Below are 17,792 nucleotides of genomic sequence, written 5' to 3'. Positions count from 1 at the left end.
TCAGGCGGCGACGCGGCGGATGGCGTCGACCAGCTTGTCGGGATTGAAGGGCTTCACGATCCAGCCGGTGGCGCCGGCCATCCGCGCGCGGTTCTTCTTTTCCGCGTCGCTTTCGGTCGTGAGCACCAGGATCGGGATGGCGCGATAGCGCTGGTCGCCACGGACTTCCTCGATGAAGCCGAAGCCGTCCATGCGCGGCATGTTGATGTCGGTCACGATGACCTGCGGGTGTTCGGCCTGCAGGACTTCGAGCCCATGGAGGCCGTCTTCGGCCTGGACGACGCGGAAGCCGGCGTCAGCTAGGGCCAGGCGCAGCATTTCGCGCATGGTCCGGGAGTCATCGACGGTAAGGACAGTCATGCTCATGGGGTTCAGTCCTGGACAATGGAGATGGGGCACAGGTCGGTCGCACCCATCAGGGCGAGGCCTTCCGTAAACTCGGGCGAAGGTTCGACGATCGTGAAGGGCTGGCCGTCGGCCGCCCAGGTCGTCTGGGCGGACAGCAGAACCTGCAGGCATTGGCCGCCGATCCGGCGGACGCCTGAGGCGTTCAGCGAGACGGGCCGGCCGCGGACGCCTAGCAGCTCTTTGACGAGCGGGGCGGCGGCGGTCATGTCGAGGGCGTCGCCCAGGGTCACGGTGTGGGTCATGGTCTAGAACTCATCCCAGGCGTCTTCATCCATGTCGGTCACCGACTTGATCGCGGCGCCGCCGCGGCCGGTTTGCTTCATGGCGGTCGTGGTGACGGGGGCCGGGGCCGGGGCGCTGAATTGCGGAGTCGCCCGGGGCGCGCGGGCCGGAGCCGCGGCCGGAGCCGGAGCTGAAGCCGCGACCGGTGCGCTGGCGCCGGCGCCGGTGTCGAAGCGCGAGATCAGGCGGGTCAGGGCCTCGCTCTCGGAAGCCAGGGCGTGGCTGGCCGCGGTGGCCTGCTCGACCATGGCGGCGTTCTGCTGGGTCACTTGGTCCATCTGGTTGATGGCGGTGTTCACCTGCTGCAGACCGGTGGCTTGTTCCTGGGCCGAAGCGGCGATCTCGGCGACCGCGCCGCTGATCTGGGTGACCTGCGAGACGATCCGCTCCAGCACCTTGCCCGTCTCGCCCACCAGACCCACGCCGCGCTCGACCTGCTGAGAAGAGGCCGAGATCAGCGATTTGATCTCCTTGGCGGCCTCGGCCGAGCGCTGAGCCAGCGCGCGGACTTCCGACGCCACGACCGCGAAGCCCTTGCCCGCATCGCCGGCGCGCGCCGCTTCGACGCCGGCGTTCAGGGCCAGCAGGTTGGTCTGGAAGGCGATCTCGTCGATCACGCCGATGATCTGGCCGATCTGCTTGGCCGATCCCTCGATCTCGCTCATGGCGGCCACGGCGTCGCGTACAACGATGCCCGAGCGTTCGGCGTCACCCTTGGCGGCGCCAACGGCTTCACGCGACTGGGCGGCGCCTTCGGCTGTCTTGCGAACGGTCGCGGTGATCTCGTCGAGCGCCGCGGCGGTTTCTTCAAGGCTGGCGGCTTGCTGCTCGGTGCGGCGCGACAAATCGTCCGAGGCCGAGGTGATCTCGCCGGCGCCCGAGCGGACGGCCGTGGCGTTGACCGTGACCTCGCGCATCGTGGTCTGCAGCGTATCCATGGCGCGGTTGAAGTCGGCGCGCAGCTGCTCGTAGTGCGACGGGAAGGCGGTGTTCAGCCGGAAGGTCAGCACGCCGGCGGCGAGACGATCCAGGCCCTGAGCGAGGCCTTCGACCACCTTGGCCTGCTCGGCGGCGGTGGCGGCGCGTTCCTCGTCGCTCTGCTGGCGCAGGGCGTCGGCCGAACGGCGGTGTTCGGCGGCGTCGGCTTCAACGCGGGCCTTTTCGATGGCGGCGTCCTTGAAGTGCTGGACGGCGGCGGCCATGCGGCCCACCTCGTCCTTGCGGCCGACGGCCGGCACATCGACGTTGGTGTCGCCCGACGCCAATTTGCCCATGGCGTTGGTCATGGCGGCCACCGGCTTGGCGATGGCGCCCGACAGCACTGCGCCCATCAGCACCGACAGCGCGACGGCGAGGAGCGAGCCGACGGCCAGCACCGTGACGGCGAAGGCTTGTGCGGCATCCTTTGCGTCGGCGCGACGGTTCAGGGTCGCTTCCTGCTGCTTCACGAGGGCCGCGACGGCGGCGCGGTATTCTGTGAGGCGGCCTTTCGTGCCGAGTTGCATCATCGCCTCGGCCTGACGCGTCGGATCCTGGCCCGCGGCGATCAGTTCGGCCTCTTCGGCCTGCACCTTGGCGGCGGCGGCCTTGATCGCGCCGATCAGGGCCGCGTCTTCCGGGGCGGCGCGCTCCAAGGCCTCGAGCTTGTCGGCGTACTTCTTCTCGGCCTCCTCAATCGTCTTCAGGAACGCGGGGTCCCCGCTGGCGACGAGGCCGCGGATCGCGTTCTGACGCTCCACCCGGGCGTAGAGGAAGCCGTCCGCCAGTTCGCGTTCAGCTACCGTCTCGCTGTTGAGCGACACGGCGCTCTTGATGCTCATGAGGCTGGCGAACACCGCCGCGCACATGACGGCGACGACGGTCACCACGACCGCGAAGCCGACCATCAGCTTCTTGGAGATGTTCACGTTGTTGAGAAATGCCATCATCATCTCTGAGCGTTTAGCGGCGGTAGATGAACGCGAGGTTCGCGAACGCCCAGGCGCGGTCGACACCGCGCGACACGGCGCGATTGTCGTGTTCTGGGGAACGGAAGCGCCGCATGGGGTGGTTCGCCATTGCCGTTTCGGGGCTGGAGCGAAGCCGATTGGCCCCGCTGATACCGACAATCCCAGGCGCGGTTTGATTATTGGTAAATAGTGGGAAACGGAGCCGGAGAATGGGAATGGCTGTTTTGACGCACGCCTATTCTCAACCGTGACTTGAGCTGACTGGGCCGACTGCGCAACCCGAGGGCGCTATACGGGAATCAGGGCCCGAAGGCGGTCTCGCCAGCCGCGACCACGAGCGCCCGGGCCGGCCGCGTGGGGGCTATCAAGGCGTAGCCCGATGTGGCGTCAAAGTAGATGGCGTCGCCGGCCGCCAGCCGCAGGGGCGCATAGTGCTCGGAGTGGAACTCGACCTCGCCGTCCAGGACCAGGAGGTAGGCTTCACCATCGTGAGCCGTCATCGGGCCATGCGCGCCGAGACTGGCGGCGGTGACGTCCACGACGATCGGCGACAGGCTCTTGGCCTTCAGGTCAGCGGCCGCGCGGCGGCCTGTGTTGCCTGAAATGCGGGTGGGCGGTCCGTCGCCTGCCCGCATCACGGCGCGACGGCCCGACCGGCCATGCGCAGCCTCAGCTTCGCGCGTCACCAGGCCCTCAAGGTCCACGTCCAGCGCGCGGCAGAGGCGCATCAGCTTTTCATAGTTGAGGGCGTTCTGGCCCAGCTCGACCCGAGAGATCGTCGAGATCGGCACCCCGCTCTCAGCGCTGAGCGTGGCGAGGTTCCAGCCGCGCGCCAGCCGCAGTTTTCGGATAGCAGCGCCGGTTCGATCGGACATGCGGGGGCGCATGCGCGCGAAATTCCTCTAGGTATAAGTCATACTAAGCTAAGCCGATTCACATCGCGCGGCACGCGAGGCCGCAGACGAGGGCGCCCACTTTGAGCGAAAGCGCGCCTGTTTAAGCGGCGCCCGCCGAGACCCCTCAAGAGAGAAGCGCGAGTATAATTCAACCCACACAAGAACGGCATCGCGCGCCATACAGGCCATGTTAGGGTTGATGAAATGTGGGTGCGGGTCCGGCGAATTGAGCGCCGCCTCGCTAAGCGAGCTGGAGAGAGTTGATGCGGGCCCTGATGATCACGGCTGCGGCCGTTGCCTTGCTATCTACTGCGAGCGCGCAAGCTCAGACAATCGAAGCGACCGGCGTGGCAAGCGGCGGGATCACGCAAGATACCGTGACGATTCCTGTCACGCCGCCCACGGGTTACTGGGTCGGCGGCGGCGAAGGCGGCAGCGTCGAGGCGATCGTAAACATCAGTCCCGTGACCATCAGCTTCGAAAGCGGCGTCGCGGTGTCGGGCGGCTTTGCTTCGGCGACGTCGTACTCGGGCGTCGACATCACGCTCTACAACAACACCAGCAGCCTGGTCTCAATCGAGGAATTCGGTTCGACGATCATTCCGGCGGGCATGGGCTTCTACCTTCAGGAGAGGAGCGGAGCCGCAACCGGCAACAACATTTTCACGGGCTATGGCCAGACCTATTCGGGACTGACCTTCGAGGACCTCAACCCGACCGTCGAGGCAGGGCCGTTCGCTTACTCGGACTTCGAGTTCAGCGTCGTGAGCAATGACGTCACCCTCTACACTCTGAGCGGCTATGCCTCGCTCAGCATGGATTACTACGGTAACGTCGAGCGGAATTTCTGGCTCAGCGACCCGAATGCGCTCGACGGCCTGGTCACCGCTTACGACAACGACCTCGCCTATGCGTTCGCCTGGGACGCCACCCACATCGTGCTGCCGCTGAACGCTCTGCTCGAACAAGGCGATAGCCGGTTGATCGAGTACCGCACCCGCGTGACCAGCTACACGCGCGCCGACTGCATCACGCCGACGACCTGCCTAGTGGCCTACTCCGGTTTCGGCGACCCCATCGGCCGCGGCGGCGGCGCGTCGTTCGCGGCCTCGCTGCAGGACAACATGCAGATGTCCAGTCTCGGCCGCGGTGGGTTCGGCGCTCAAAGCCTCGACGGCCCGCAGGGCATCACCGGCATCGTGTTCAGCCCGCAAGCGTTCGTGCCCCTGGAACTGAACCCGGGCGGCGCGGTTCCGGAACCTGCCACGTGGACGACGCTCATTCTTGGCTTCGGTCTGTTGGGAGCGGCGTTGCGGCGCCGGCGTACGCCGTCGTACAGCTAGGGTATGACGCTGGCTGATACGGAATCCGCAACTCGCACGGACACCGCCTACGCCTACCGGGCGTTCATCAGCTATTCCCATCGGGATAAGGAGATCGCCCAGCGACTGCACCGGGCGATCGAATCCTATCGCATCCCTTCGAAGCTGATCGGGAAGGTCACGGCTCTCGGCCGGACGCCCCGTCGGTTGCGCCCGATCTTTCGCGACCGCGAGGAACTGCCGGCCTCGGGCGATCTCAGCGCAGAACTGACCCGGGCCCTCCAGCAGTCGATGTTCCTGATCGTGATCTGCTCGCCGGCCTCGGCGCGGTCGCGCTGGGTCAACGAGGAAATCCGGCAGTTCAAGGCGGTCCATGGCGACAGCCGCGTGCTGGCGCTGGTGGTCGACGGCGAACCCAACGCCACCGAAGTCCCCGGCCTCGACCACCGCGAGTGCTTCCCTGAGGCCCTGCGGTTGCGGGTGGGCCCGGATGGCCAACTGTCGGATGTGCCGGCCGAGCCGATCGCAGCCGACTACCGGCGCGAGGCCGACGGCCCGCGCCTGGCCACCCAGAAGCTGATCGCCGGCCTCACCGGCCTCAAGCTCGACGATCTGGTTCAGCGCGAGACCCAGCGGCGGATCGCCCAGGCCACCGCGGTGGCGGTCGGTGCGGTGATGGGCATGGTGGTCACCGGCGGCCTGGCCTTCTACGCCAACTCGCTTCGGATCGAGGCGGATCGCCAGCGCACGATCGCCCAGCACGAGGCCGCCGCCGCCCGCGCCGCGTCCGACTATCTGGTGGGCACGTTCGAACTGTCGAATCCCGCCACCGAAAACCCGCGCACCATCACGGCCCTCACCATCCTTGGCCGCAGCGCCGAGCGGGCCCGTCGCGAACTGGCCGGGCAGCCGGCGATCGAGGCGCGCCTGCTGGCCACTCTGGGCCGCGCTTACATCAACCTGGGGCTCCTGAACGAAGCTCAGGCGTCGCTTGAAAGCGCCATGCCCACGCTCGAGAAGGCGGGGCCCGACGGGGTCGATGCGTTGCTGGTTCTGGCCCAGACCTATGGGGCGCAGGGCTCGCTCGACAAGGCGCTGGAGACCGTGCGTCGAAGCGAGGGGCTCATCGGGCCGAACCCCGAGTCCAATGCGAATCTGCGCGGCGCAGCCGCGCTCACGCGCGGTCGCATCCTGGTCAACGCTTCCCGTCTGAAGGAGGGCGTCGCGGCGTTCGATCAGGCCATGTACCACTTCCGCCGCGCCGAGGACGCGCCGCCGGGCTCGGTGGCCAGGGTGCTGAACAACCGCGGCCTGTTGCTCTCGGACGACGGCCAGTTTGCCGCCGCCGAGGCCTCCCTCCAGGAGTCGCTGGCGCTCTTCCAGAAAGAGTTGGGCCCAGAGCATCTGCAGTCGGGCAAGGCGTGGTTCGCGCTGGCCCAGAATTCGTTCAACGCGGGAGACTTGCGCAAAGCCCAGCGCCAGATCGCGGAGGCCCTCAGGATTGAGCGAAAGGTCCTGGACCGCGACAACCCCATCCTGGCCGACACCCTCTCGATGCAAGGCCAGATATTCCAGGGCTTGGGTCAGCTCACCGAGGCCGAACGGTCTCTGCGCGAGGCGGTGGCCATCTACCGCCAGGCTTTCGGCGGCCCGCATTTCCTGATCGGCATCGCCGAGGTCTACCTTGCCCTTATCGAGTCTGAGCGCGGCCAGCCCGACGCAGCCTTGGCCACGCTCGCCGACGCCAAGAAGAATTACGACGCCAGCTACGGAAAGACCCACCCCAACCATGGGGACCTGCTGGTCAACCGGGCCAAGATCCTCGCCAAGGCCGGCCGGCTGACCGAGGCCCGCAAGGACTGCGCTGCGGGCATGGCGATCCTCACCGACACCCTGGGCGCCGACGCCAGCTTCACGCGACAGCTGGGCGCTGAGTGCAAGGCGATTGCCCAGCAGGGCGAGCGCCGGGTCGCGGCGAACTAGCCGGCGCGGCTGAGGCGATAGAGCGGGAAGGTCCCGTAGTTCTTGGGCAGGGCGATCTTGCCCACATAGTTGCAGACGAACGGGTGGTCGCTCTGCATCTCCAAAACCGCAGCGAACGGCTCGGTCACGTACACGCTGCCCGACGGCGTCACCGGTTCGATCCGCGCCGCCTTCGAGACCTCGCTGCCGTAGTAGTTCATCCGCTTGGTCACAGGGTCATAGCCCGAGTAGGTCGAGCCGTAGTGCAGCGCGATCCGCATCGCGGTGCCCTCGCGCACGCCCAAGCGCTTGCAGTCCACCTTGGCCAGACCTTCGCAGAGATCGAGCGCCGCTGCAGCAGCTGTGGGCGCGTCGCCGAAGACGGCGAAGATCGCATCGCCCCAGGTGTTGCCCTGGCGGATCACCTCGCCGTAGGCCTCGAGGATCCCGGCCGAGCGCACCATCACCTCCTCCCAGAAGAGGGGCAGGACGCGCTCGTCCAGCTTCGAGAAGCCGGGATAGTCTGTGAACATCAGGCCGTAGTCGCCTCGGTCCACATTCAGCTTGGGCGGTGGCGGCGGCATCACCGGCCGGGTCAGAGGCGGCGCCGCCACCACCTCGGCGCGGCCGCCCGTCGAGCGCCAGGCCGTGACGTCCGAACCCGAAAGCGTGCCGTCGCCTCGGTCCTCGACGATCACCAGCTGGATGGCCTCGGCGTGCAGCTGGCGGGCGCGTAGGCGGGCCATGCCCATGGTCACCTTGGATCCGTAGGCGAACTGCTCCATCCCGCCCATGTAGGTCATGTTGCTGGCATAGGTGACCTCGGTCGCGGCGGCCTTGCAGGCGTGGTAGCGGGCGACCCAGCCCTCGCCGGCCGGCGCGACCGACTGTTCGAGGAAGTCGGCCTCGGCGAAGGGCAGCACGACATGCAGCTCGGCGCCGCGCGCGATCAGCTGCTCGGCGATCACGATGTCGCTGCCGGCGGCCAGTGCGCCATAGGCGAAGCCCACGTTCTCGCGGGCGATCAGCGCCGACATCTCGGCCGCCAGCTTGGATTCGAGGGCCTCGCCGCCGACAAAAATGTTGCCGCAGAACATCGCCACCCGCGGCGGCTGGACCAGTTCCAGCAGGCTTTCCATCCCCGGCGCCACGCTCTTGGCCGCCACGAGACGTTGCAGCTGCAGCACGGTGGTGGACCTCGCGCCCACGTCGGCGTCTTCGGCCTGGAGCGCCCGGCTCAGCGCATCGCGCGCGCCCGCCACGTCGCCCAGCACCACCAGCGCCTCAGCCAGAGTCGCCAGCGAGAAATAGCCGCGCCGCCGCTCGGGCGCGGTTTCCTGCGCCACCTCCTGGGCCAGCCTGCGCGCCAGCTCGGTCTGGCCTGCGATCAGCGCCAGGCTGGCGGCGTTGATCGCCGGATAGCTGGAATGGGTGCGGATGTGCACCGCCTGATACAGTTCGCAGGCGGCCATCAGCCTGTCGTGGTTGGGCTCGCCGTCGGCCTGGAACGCCAGGTCCTTGAGGAGCCGCGCCTTCAGCGACAGAGAGTCGACGTCGTCCACTTCGGCCAGGCCGTAATCGTCATAGAGACGCAGCGCGCGCTCGGTGTCGCCAAGCCGTGCGAGGGTCAGCACCTCAAGGTAGTTCAGGCCGTGATGATCGGTGCTGCCGCGGCGCGCGACCTCGTCGTAGGCGCCCAAAAGGTCGCCTCGCGCGAGTGCGGCGCGCACCGAGGCGGCCCGATGTTCGGGGGTCGGCGGAGACTGTGGGATCGTCACGCCGCGTCCTTAGAGGTGAAACACGCCTCGCCGAAACCTCTGCAAAGACGCGATCCCGAAGACCGCGTGCATCCGCCGAAGTTCACGGGGCCGCTATCGCTACTCTGACCTTGCACTCCAGCCCCGTCCTCTGGTCCCGTCCAATAGAGGCGGCGTTCCCGGCCTCAATTGCTACGGGGACGCTATCGCGACAATCCGGCTGCGTCCATCGGTGGAGGCGGACGTCGCATGGCGTGTACTTGGCCGTGCCGGCGAGATCCTGCCGTCGCGGGCGCCAACCGCCTTCCCATCCGTAGCGGCAGACGTCCATCTCATGGCCCACACATTCGAAGGGAGCGGGACGTGAGCGCATTCAAGGACAACCTGCTGGTCGGCAAGACGGCGTTCGTGGCCGGCGGCACCAGCGGCATCAACCTGGGCATCGCCAAGCGCTTCGCCGAACTGGGCGCGAAGGTGGCCGTGCTGGGCCGCAACCCCGAGAAGGCCGCGAACGCCGCGGCCGGGATCGGGCAGGGGGCGCTGGGCCTCACCGCCGACGTGCGCGACTACGCCGCCATCCGTGGGGCCATGGAGCACGCCGCCAATGAGATGGGCGCGCTGGACATCGTGATCTCGGGCGCGGCCGGCAACTTCCTGGCGCCGGCGTTGGGCATGTCGGCCAACGCCTTCCGAACGGTGGTCGACATCGACCTCAATGGCACGTTCAACGTCTTCCGCGGCTGCTACGACCTGTTGGCGCGGCCCGGCGCCTCGCTGATCGCCATCACCGCGGGTCAGGCCGTGAACGCCTCGCCGCTGCAGATCCACGCGTGCGCCGCCAAGGCCGGCATCAACCAGGCCGTCCGGGTGCTGGCCATGGAGTGGGGCCCCGAAGTGCGCGTGAACGGCATCTCGCCGGGCCCGATCGCCGGCACCGAGGGCATGAGCCGGCTCGCGCCCGGCGCGTCGGCCGACGGCGGCCACCAGGAGCGTATCCCGCTCAAGCGCTGGGGCCGCATCGACGAGGTGGCCGAGGCCGCCGTCTTCCTCTGCAGCTGTTCGGCCAGCTACATCACCGGGACGATCCTGGACTGCGACGGCGGCTCTCAGTTGGGCGACGCCAGCCGCCGCGATCTGGCGCGCGGGATGGCCTGACCGTGCGATCAGCGCCGCCGTACATTGACAGTGCCCCCCGATACGCGGGCACACTACCGGGGAGTTCTTGGGGGTGCACATGGGACGCGGGGGCGTCACACGGCTGTGGGCCGCGGCGGGAGCCGCGGTGGTGTCTGGAGTGCTGGCGGCGTCGCCCGACGTCGCCCGCGCGGCCCTGACCGACGACCTGTGCCTGCCGTCCGGCAACGCCACCCTGGCGAGCTATCCCAGCGCCGGCGATCTGCAACAGGCCGCCGAACTGGCGGAGTCCCGCCTGGCCCGCCGTGGCGCCGCCGATCCGTTCGCCGACATCGCGCCCTCTCTTGAGCTGCGCGGGTCGGGCTCTGAGCGCCCTTCGCCGCTTGCGATCGCGGAATACTGCTCGGCCGCCGGCGAGTTGATGCGCGTCAGCGCGCAGGGCAGCCAACTGCAGGCCCAGACCTACCTGCTGGGCGCGTTCCAGGCGGCCAGCCGGGCCAATCTGCAGGGTCCCGCGTCCGTCGCCGCCTATCGCCTGGGCCTGGTCTCTCTGTCCGGCGCGCCCGCCACGGGGACGCGAGGGGGCGGACGCCGCGCCAGCCGTGGTCCTTCCGAGGCAGCGCGCGAGGTCGTGCAGCAGGGGGGCGACAATCCCTGCGATGCGCTGATGCGCACCAGCTTCGTGGTGAACTCCAGCCTCTCGCTGTCGGTGGCTTCGCTGGGCTGCGCCGCCGCCCAGGCCAAGGCGGCGGGCGACTACCGCACGGCCGCGTTGGCGGAGCTGCGCCTCACCCGCCTGCGGCTCTCGGTGGCCGACACCAACGCGGCGACCGCCGCCAGTTTCCGCACCGAAGCGCTGGCGGATAGCCGTCGCGGCATCGACGCGGCTTTGAGGGTGAGCGAGCCCGAGTTGCGCGCCGAGTTGCTGGGCCGACTCATCTCGGCGTCCCTCGACGCGAGTGGCGCGACGACCGGTGCCACGACCGATGTTGGCCGGCTGATCCCCGAGATCCGGCGAGTCCAAACCCCGGCCGCGCAGGCCTATGCCGCCGCGCTGGAGGCCCGCATGGTCGCCGCCGCCGGCGACACGGCCGCGGCCCGCCAGATGATGGACCAGGCGCTGCTGCTCGAAGCCCAGCGCAGCCTGCCGGCGCGCCTGCCCGAGTTCCACCTGCTGCTCTCCGAATTCGATCCGGGTAACCGCGAGGCCCACGTGCTGGCCGCTTACGAGGCGCTGGAGGCGATCCGCCCGCTGCTGCCGCGGTTCGATCCGCTGACCGAGGAGACGGCGTTCTCGCTCTACATGCGCCGGGTGTTCCAGGGCGCCGTCGACGTGCAACTGGCCGGCGCCACCGACGCCGGCGCCGCGATCCGGGTGAAGAGCGCCCAGCAGATCCTTGAGGCCTATCGCCAGGCCGAGCTTCAGAGCGTGTTCGGCAGCGAGTGCATCCCCGCCCGCGACCCCCTGAAGCCCGAGGCCCTGCGACCGGGCGAGGTGCTGCTCTACCCGATCCTCCTGCCCGACCGGCTGGAGATGCTCTACGTGGCCGGAGGTCAGGCCGGCGCAGAGTTCCGCCGTCTGCCGCCCAATCGCAGCGTCAATCGCCAGGACGTGGCGCGTCTCGTCGAAGCCGCCGTGGTGTCGCTGAGCGGCGGCGAGGACGACAGCTGGCGCGCCGCCTCGCGGCAGCTCTACGACATCCTGATCAAGCCCATCGAGGCCGAGCTGACCCCCGGGTCGCTGCTGGCGGTGGTGCCTGACGGGGCGCTCCGCAGCCTGCCGTTCTCGGTGCTGATCGACAGCCAGAACCGCTACCTGGTCGAAAAGACGCGCGTCACGATCGCTCCCGCACTGGCCTACTCCCAGGCGGGCGGCATCCAGGCCCAGAACCAGCAGCTGGTCGCCGCCTCCCTTGAGATGGAGGTCCGCGTCCCGGCCGGCCGCTTCGAGAAGCTGGACGGCACCGGCGCCGAGGCCCGTCTGGCCGCCGTCACCGACGGCAACCGCATCCAGCGCTCGTGGGTGATCGAGAACTTCAGCAAGGCCGACCTCGTGAGCGCGCTGACCCGTGAGCAGGTCGACGTGCTGCATCTGGCCACTCACGCCTCGTTCAACGGCCGCTCGGACCGAGCGTTCATCGTCGCCAACGGCGAGGTGATCCTGCTGTCGGAACTGCGCCAGATCCTGAGCGCGAACCGTACCCGTGGCGGGGAGCTGGACCTCCTGATCCTCAGCGCCTGCGAAACGGCTGTCGGCGACGATGAAGCCAGTATGGGCCTGGCCGGCGCGGCCGTGCAGGCGGGGGCCCGCAGCGCCATCGCCTCGCTGTGGCCCGTCAGCGACGCCGGCACGGCGGAACTGATGAAGAGCTTCTACGGCCGCTATCGAGAGGGCCGTTCCAAGTCCGAGGCCCTGCGCGAGGCTCAGCTGGCCCTGATCGCCCAGGGCGGCGACCTGGCCAACCCCAACATCTGGGCGGCCTTCACCCTGCTGGGAGCGTGGCGTTGAGGGGCGCGGTCGCGGCCATGGGCCTGGTTCTGGCCGGCTGGCCCTTGGCCGCCGTCGGCCAGACGGTCATCAGTCCCGACGTCGTGGCCGGCCGCGCCCTGGGCACCACCGTTGGTCAGGCGGGCGTCACCTACACGATCTCCGGCGGCACGCGCGCCGGGGGCAACCTGTTCCACAGCTTCAGCCAGTTCGACCTTGGCGCCGGCGATACGGCCCGCTGGGTCGGCGGCGGCGACGCGGCGGCGGTCACCAACGTCATCAACCGGGTCACCGGCGGCCAGGCTTCGCGCATCAACGGGACGATCGATTCCACGGCCCTGCCGAACGCAACGTTCTACTTCGTGAACCCGGCGGGCATCGTCTTCGGCCCGGGCGCCCAGGTGAATGTCCCCTCGGTGGCGCACTTCTCGACCGCCGGCGAACTCCGCTTCGCCAATGGCGAGCGCTTCGCCATCGCCACGCCGAACGGATCCACGCTGTCGGTGGCGACGCCTGAGGCCTGGGGCTTCGTGGGCGGGCAGGGGGACATCACGGTCGCTGACGTGGGCGCTGCGTTCACGGCGGGCGACAAACCGCTGTCGTTCTCGGCCGCAAACATCGCCTTCACCAACGCCAGTTTCAGCGTGGCCGGTCTCGATTTGACCGCAGTCGGCGCGGCCGCCACGACGGTTTCGCTCACCGATCCGCTGGTCGGCGCGCAAACGGGTGCGATCCAGCTCGGTAACAGCGCGCTGGTCGCGGCCAACACAAGCGCGCCTGTCGGGTCGTTCAGGCTGAACGGCGGGTCCATCAACTTCGACAACGCGCGGCTGACCACGGATACCGCAGGCGCGGCGGAGGGCGCCGATATTCGCATCAAGGGCAGCTCGGTTCGGCTCGGCGCGAACAGCTTGTTCGTGACCTCCTCCCGAGGAACCGGGCGCGGCGGTCAGGTTCAGGTCAACGCGGGCGACCTCGTCATCGATGGCACGGGCAGCACGACGTTCGTGGCGGGGATTGCATCTGTGGCCACGGTCGCCGGGCCGGCGGGTCTGGTCAGTTTGACGGCGGACAACGTCCGTCTCCAGGGCGGCGCCTTCGTCGGTTCAAACGTCGGTGGCGCGGCCGACGCCGGCGACATTCAGATCACGGCCAAGAACCTTGTCATCGACACGGCGATCATCAACACGGCGAACCTGCCCGGCAGCACGGGTCGCGGTAGCAGCATCCGCCTGCGCGCCAATGCGTTCGAACTGGGCGCGGCAACGATCACCACTCAGGGTTTCGGCGCGGGGCGCGCTGGCGACGTCGTGCTCGAAGGCGGCTCGCTGGTCATGTCGGGCGGGTCGATGGGTTCGACGCCCGGCGGCAGGTCAGACTCGGGCAATGTGAGTATCAATCTGACAGGACGCTTCGAGGCCGAGGGGGCCTTCATTGGGGTCTCGACCTTCAATGACTTCGGCGACACGGTCGCCGCGGGCGCCATCACGATCCGCTCTTCCGAGCTGGTGATGCTGCAAAGCAACCTCTTCACTCAGGCGAGCGGTCTTGGCGCGCCTGGACGCGTGATCATCGATACCGGCAACGCCATCTTCGACGACTTTACTTTCGTCGGGGACGCGAAGGACGGAGCCGGCGCATTGCCGGGTCTGTTCCGGCTTAACGCGACTGGCGATGTCTTCATGCGAACGTCGTTCCTGCGTTCGAATGCGAACGGCGCCGCAGATGGCGGCGTCATCGAAGTCAGGGGGCGCAACATCGAGCTGGAGAGCTCGATTATCCAGACCGACACGATCTCGGTGGGAGACGCCGGTCGGGTGCTTGTGAAGGCGACCGGCGACCTGACCATGGACGCAGCGACGTTCGTCACCTCGAACACAGGCGGCGAAGGCAGGGCCGGTGATGTGCGCGCCGAGGCGCGCAACATCAGCCTTAACTTCGGCTCAGCGCTTCGCTCGGACGCCTTGTCGGGCAGCACCGGCGCAGCTGGCGAGGTGACCGTCAGCGCCGACACCCTAAGCATGCGAGACTCGTCGATCTCGTCCGACTCCCGGAATGGGGCCAGGGGCGACGCCGGAACTGTGAACATCGATGTGGACCGCCTCACGGTGCTTCGCGGCGGCACCATCTCGTCCACGACAAGCAGCCCCGGCAGGGCCGGCTCGGTGGTCGTGACGGCCGACGACATTCTGCTCGATGGCGAGGGCTTCGAGGCGACTGCAATCGCATCTGAGTCAAACCTCGGCGGCGAGGGGGGCAGCGTCGCAATCGTTGCGCGGAAGCTCACCGTCGACCGCACCGCCGTCGTCTCGACCATCAGCCAAGGCGAGTCTGACGCAGGCAACATCAAGATCGACGTCGACGAGTTGCTGCTGCTCAATAACAGCGGCATCGCGGCCATTGCCGCTGGAGACGGGCGATCCGGCGATATCGAGATCTCGGCGAACAAACTCGAGATTCGATCGAGCGGCGAGTTCCTCCCCTCAGCCATCACGTCGGCGGGATTCGGCGGTGGCGGGGGTAACATCAGCCTGAATGTGCGATCGCTGCTCGTCGACTACGGCCAGATATCGTCGGACACGCTCCTCGTCGGCAATGCTGGCGACGTCAAAATCAAGGCCGACAGCATCGTCCTAAAGAATCTCGGCGCTATCAGTTCCAGCACCCAAGGCTTCGACAACGCAGGCTCTATCGACATCCAGGCCAAGAGCTTGGTCATGGATGAGGGCACGCTCATCATCTCCGCGGCCACAGGCGTCTCCGACGGCGGCAACGCCGGCTCTATCGCGATCCGCGCCGACGATGTCCTGGTCAGCAAGGGGGCCAGCGTTACGACCTCCACCCTCAGCCTGGGCGATGCGGGGCTTGTCGACATCACTGCCAAACGGCTGCAGGTCAGCGGCGGCGACATCTCCTCGTCCGCAGACGCTGGCTCGACGGGCGCGGCGCGTGACGTGCGGATTACGGCGACTGAATCGCTCCGGGTCGAAAATGGTGGCGCCATATCCACCTACTCCGACAATCCCAAGCAGGCCGGACGTATCGAAATCACCGCCGGAACACTGTTGGTCGATGGCGAGCTGTCGATCATCTCGAGCGAAAACGGCGCCGGCATGCCTAAGCCCGGCGGCCAACCCGGCCCTGGCGGCGACGCGGGCAGTATCCGGGTGTCCACCGACAACCTCACGATCTCGAACGGCGGTCGCGTCAGCACCAATTCGTTTGCGGGCGCGGCGGGGGACATCAACATCGCGATCAAGCGGCCCGGCCTCTTCGTCCTCGAGGGCGCCGAGGCGCCCGGTGTGATCCAGACGTCGTCCGGACCGGGCACGGGGGGCGCGATCACCATCGTCGATCCCCTCGCGATCATCTCGAACGGCGGCCGCATCCTCGCCCTGGGCCAGCAGCGGGGCGCCAACGTGGTGATCCAGAGCCGCTACTTCATCAACTCCACCGACCGGCTGAACGTGGTGGACGTCGATGGCGATTTCCGGCTTCAGACCGGGCTGTATGACGTCTCCAGCGGCACGGTCAGTCGCGACCTGTCGGTGCTGGACGCTTCGAAGGTGTTGCGCGGTCAGTGCCCGGCGGCGCGCTCCACCGGCGCGGTCAGCCAGCTGATCACCCGGCCCGTTGGCCCCTACGCCCGCGAGGCCCAGCCCGCGGCCCCCAGCCCGTCCGCCGAGACGCCCAGCGGAGGCTGCCGTTGAGGCGCTGGTCCGAAGCTTCGACGGCCGCCGCGTTCGTCGTCCTGGCCGCCGCCGCGCCCGCCGCGCCCGCCGCGGCGCAACCGGCCGACCTGTCGCAAGGGCGGACCGGCCCCCAGTCGACGCCGCCGATGACGCCATCCTATGCGCAGCCGGCGCCCGGTCTTGCGCCGGCGCCCTCAGCCTCCGGTCTGGTCGGCGTCGCGCCGACCGGTGGTGCGCCGGTCACCGATCTGCGCATCAAGGTCTCGGGTCCGCACCGTGATGCGGTCCCGCCGCCTCAATGGACCCCGCCGGCCGACATCGGCGGTCTGCGCCTGGACCACACTCCGGGCGAGGCGCTGGACGAGGCGTGGCTGCGCCGCCAGTTCGCCAACAATGGCGTGCCTGGCGGGGGCGTGTCGCGGGCGCTGGCCGTGGTCCAGGCCGCCAACCGCGCCTTCCTGGGCGCCGGCTACATCAATTCAGGCGTCGTGGTGCGGCCGTCGAGCGCGCCGGGCGTCCTGGAGCTGGAGATCATTTACGGCGCGCTGGCGTCGCCCGGCGGCGATCTTCCGCCCCTGACCGTCGAGTGGATCGGCGGTCGGGCCAAGGGCCTGGACGCCCGCTATATCGAAGACCGCATGCCCGCCGCGGGCCGCCGGCCGCTGAGCGCCGTCGAGCTGGAGCGCGACTTCCGCCTGCTGGCCGAGGACCCGGCGATCCGCACGATCAACGCCGACCTGCGTCCAGGCTCGCGGCCCGGCGAGGCCAGCCTGGCGCTGGCGGTCCTGCCGCAGGACCGTTTCGACCTGTACGTCACCTACGCCAACAACCGCTCGCCCTCGGTGGGCGGGGAACGCAAGGCCGTCGGCGGCGCGATGCGCAACGTGCTCGGCGCGGGCGATCGGCTGAGCGTCGAGGCCGGCCTGACCGACGGGGTCGAGGACGCCACCGTCGCCTACGCCTTCCCGTTCGTGTCGCCGAAAACCACCATTTCGGTGCGCGGCGCGATCAACGAGGCGGCGGTCACCGACGCCTTGCTGGCGCCGCTCGACATCAAGGCCAAGGACCTGGCGTTCGAGGCGGGGGTCACCCGCAAGCTGCTGGACGCCCCGCTGCTGCCCGCCGCGCAGCCGGGTCGCTGGCGTTCGGCCCGCACGCTGACCGCCGGCATGATGTTCGCGTGGCGCCAGTCCACCGCCTACCTGCTGGGCGAGCGGTTCTCGTTCGCGCCGGGCGCCGTCGATGGCCAGACCGAGTACCGGGCTCTGCGGTTCGTGGGTGACTACGTGGTCCGCAACGTCGACCAGGTGTTCGCGGTCTCGGTCACCGGGACACAAGGGCTGGATGGCACCAAGTCCGACGTTGCGGGACTGCCCGTCCCCGAGCGCGACTTCCGCGCCGTGCTGGCCCAGGTGAACTACGCGCGGCGTCTGACCGACGACGGCCTGGAACTGCGGGCCCGGGTCTACGGCCAATGGGCCGATGGCGTCCTCTATTCGGGCGAGCGCTTCTCCGCCGGGGGCGAGAGCACAGTGCGCGGCTATCGCGAGAACCTGCTTCTGGCCGACAGGGGCGCGGTGGGTTCGGTCGAGCTGGCCCGTCCGATCCGCCTGGGCGGACGCCAGGGGGCAGGCCGGACCTTCGACTGGGGCGCCTTCACCATCTCGGGTTTCGCCGATGCGGCCTACATGACCAACGTGGAGGATCCGCAGCCGGTGCATCGCATCTACAGCGTCGGCGGCTCACTGGCCTGGACTCCCGCCGATGCGCTCTCGGCCCGGATCACCTACGCCGAGGCGCTGAAGGGCGTCGAATCGGCAGGCCGGCGCGACTTGCAGGACCGTGGCGTGTCGTTCCGCATCACCGTGCGGCCGCTGCTGTTGCCTTAGGTGGCGCGAGCCG

The 17,792-nt window shown here is 68.7% G+C and carries 11 protein-coding genes; 6 read left to right on the top strand and 5 right to left on the bottom strand.

All coding sequences use genetic code 11. The features are described 5' to 3' along the window. The 4 genes from ACQ66R_RS05530 to ACQ66R_RS05515 all read right to left on the bottom strand — a co-directional run bounded on the left by ACQ66R_RS05530 (nt 1) and on the right by ACQ66R_RS05515 (nt 3,514). Entirely contained in the window at nt 1-366 is a 366-nt protein-coding gene (locus tag ACQ66R_RS05530; protein ID WP_430419956.1) for a response regulator, read from the bottom strand. 5 nt (nt 367-371) lie between these two features. Then, the gene (locus tag ACQ66R_RS05525) at nt 372-650 is read right to left on the bottom strand and encodes an STAS domain-containing protein (protein ID WP_430419954.1); all 279 of its coding nucleotides are present in this window, start codon (nt 648-650) and stop codon (nt 372-374) included. Between the two features lie 3 nt (nt 651-653). After that, a complete protein-coding gene (locus tag ACQ66R_RS05520; RefSeq protein ID WP_430419953.1) occupies nt 654-2,615 on the bottom strand; it encodes a methyl-accepting chemotaxis protein in 1,962 nt (653 codons plus the stop codon). A 323-nt stretch (nt 2,616-2,938) separates the two neighbouring features. Continuing rightward, nucleotides 2,939-3,514, bottom strand: a complete 576-nt coding sequence (locus tag ACQ66R_RS05515) for a helix-turn-helix domain-containing protein (RefSeq protein WP_430419951.1) — start codon at nt 3,512-3,514, stop codon at nt 2,939-2,941. Nucleotides 3,515-3,798: 284 nt separating this feature from the next. Between ACQ66R_RS05515 and ACQ66R_RS05510 the strand changes: the two genes are divergently transcribed. Together ACQ66R_RS05510 and ACQ66R_RS05505 are read left to right on the top strand one after the other, a co-directional pair. Continuing rightward, the gene (locus tag ACQ66R_RS05510; protein ID WP_430419950.1) at nt 3,799-4,878 is read left to right on the top strand and encodes a PEPxxWA-CTERM sorting domain-containing protein; all 1,080 of its coding nucleotides are present in this window, start codon (nt 3,799-3,801) and stop codon (nt 4,876-4,878) included. A 3-nt stretch (nt 4,879-4,881) separates the two neighbouring features. After that, on the top strand, nt 4,882-6,840 hold the full coding sequence (locus tag ACQ66R_RS05505; protein ID WP_430419948.1) for a tetratricopeptide repeat protein: 1,959 nt from the start codon (nt 4,882-4,884) through the stop codon (nt 6,838-6,840). On the opposite strand, the gene ACQ66R_RS05500 is transcribed toward ACQ66R_RS05505, so the two are convergent. After that, nucleotides 6,837-8,597, bottom strand: a complete 1,761-nt coding sequence (locus tag ACQ66R_RS05500) for a tetratricopeptide repeat-containing protein (RefSeq protein WP_430419946.1) — start codon at nt 8,595-8,597, stop codon at nt 6,837-6,839. The genes ACQ66R_RS05505 and ACQ66R_RS05500 overlap by 4 nt on opposite strands. 342 nt (nt 8,598-8,939) lie before the next feature. Between ACQ66R_RS05500 and ACQ66R_RS05495 the strand changes: the two genes are divergently transcribed. The 4 genes from ACQ66R_RS05495 (at nt 8,940) to ACQ66R_RS05480 (ending at nt 17,779) form a co-directional block, all read left to right on the top strand. Next, complete coding sequence (locus ACQ66R_RS05495; RefSeq protein WP_430419944.1) at nt 8,940-9,731, top strand: SDR family oxidoreductase; 792 nt, start codon at nt 8,940-8,942, stop codon at nt 9,729-9,731. A 79-nt stretch (nt 9,732-9,810) separates the two neighbouring features. Then, complete coding sequence (locus ACQ66R_RS05490; RefSeq protein WP_430419943.1) at nt 9,811-12,219, top strand: CHAT domain-containing protein; 2,409 nt, start codon at nt 9,811-9,813, stop codon at nt 12,217-12,219. Nucleotides 12,220-12,236: 17 nt separating this feature from the next. Then, the gene (locus ACQ66R_RS05485) at nt 12,237-15,908 is read left to right on the top strand and encodes a filamentous hemagglutinin N-terminal domain-containing protein (protein ID WP_430419941.1); all 3,672 of its coding nucleotides are present in this window, start codon (nt 12,237-12,239) and stop codon (nt 15,906-15,908) included. Beyond that, nucleotides 15,905-17,779, top strand: a complete 1,875-nt coding sequence (locus ACQ66R_RS05480) for a ShlB/FhaC/HecB family hemolysin secretion/activation protein (RefSeq protein WP_430419939.1) — start codon at nt 15,905-15,907, stop codon at nt 17,777-17,779. Before ACQ66R_RS05485 ends, ACQ66R_RS05480 begins: the two co-directional genes overlap by 4 nt. Nucleotides 17,780-17,792 lie beyond the last annotated feature (13 nt).

The organism is Phenylobacterium sp. (genome assembly GCF_965284355.1).
Classification (GTDB): domain Bacteria; phylum Pseudomonadota; class Alphaproteobacteria; order Caulobacterales; family Caulobacteraceae; genus Phenylobacterium.
This window is presented reverse-complemented; position numbering and strand designations above follow the sequence as displayed.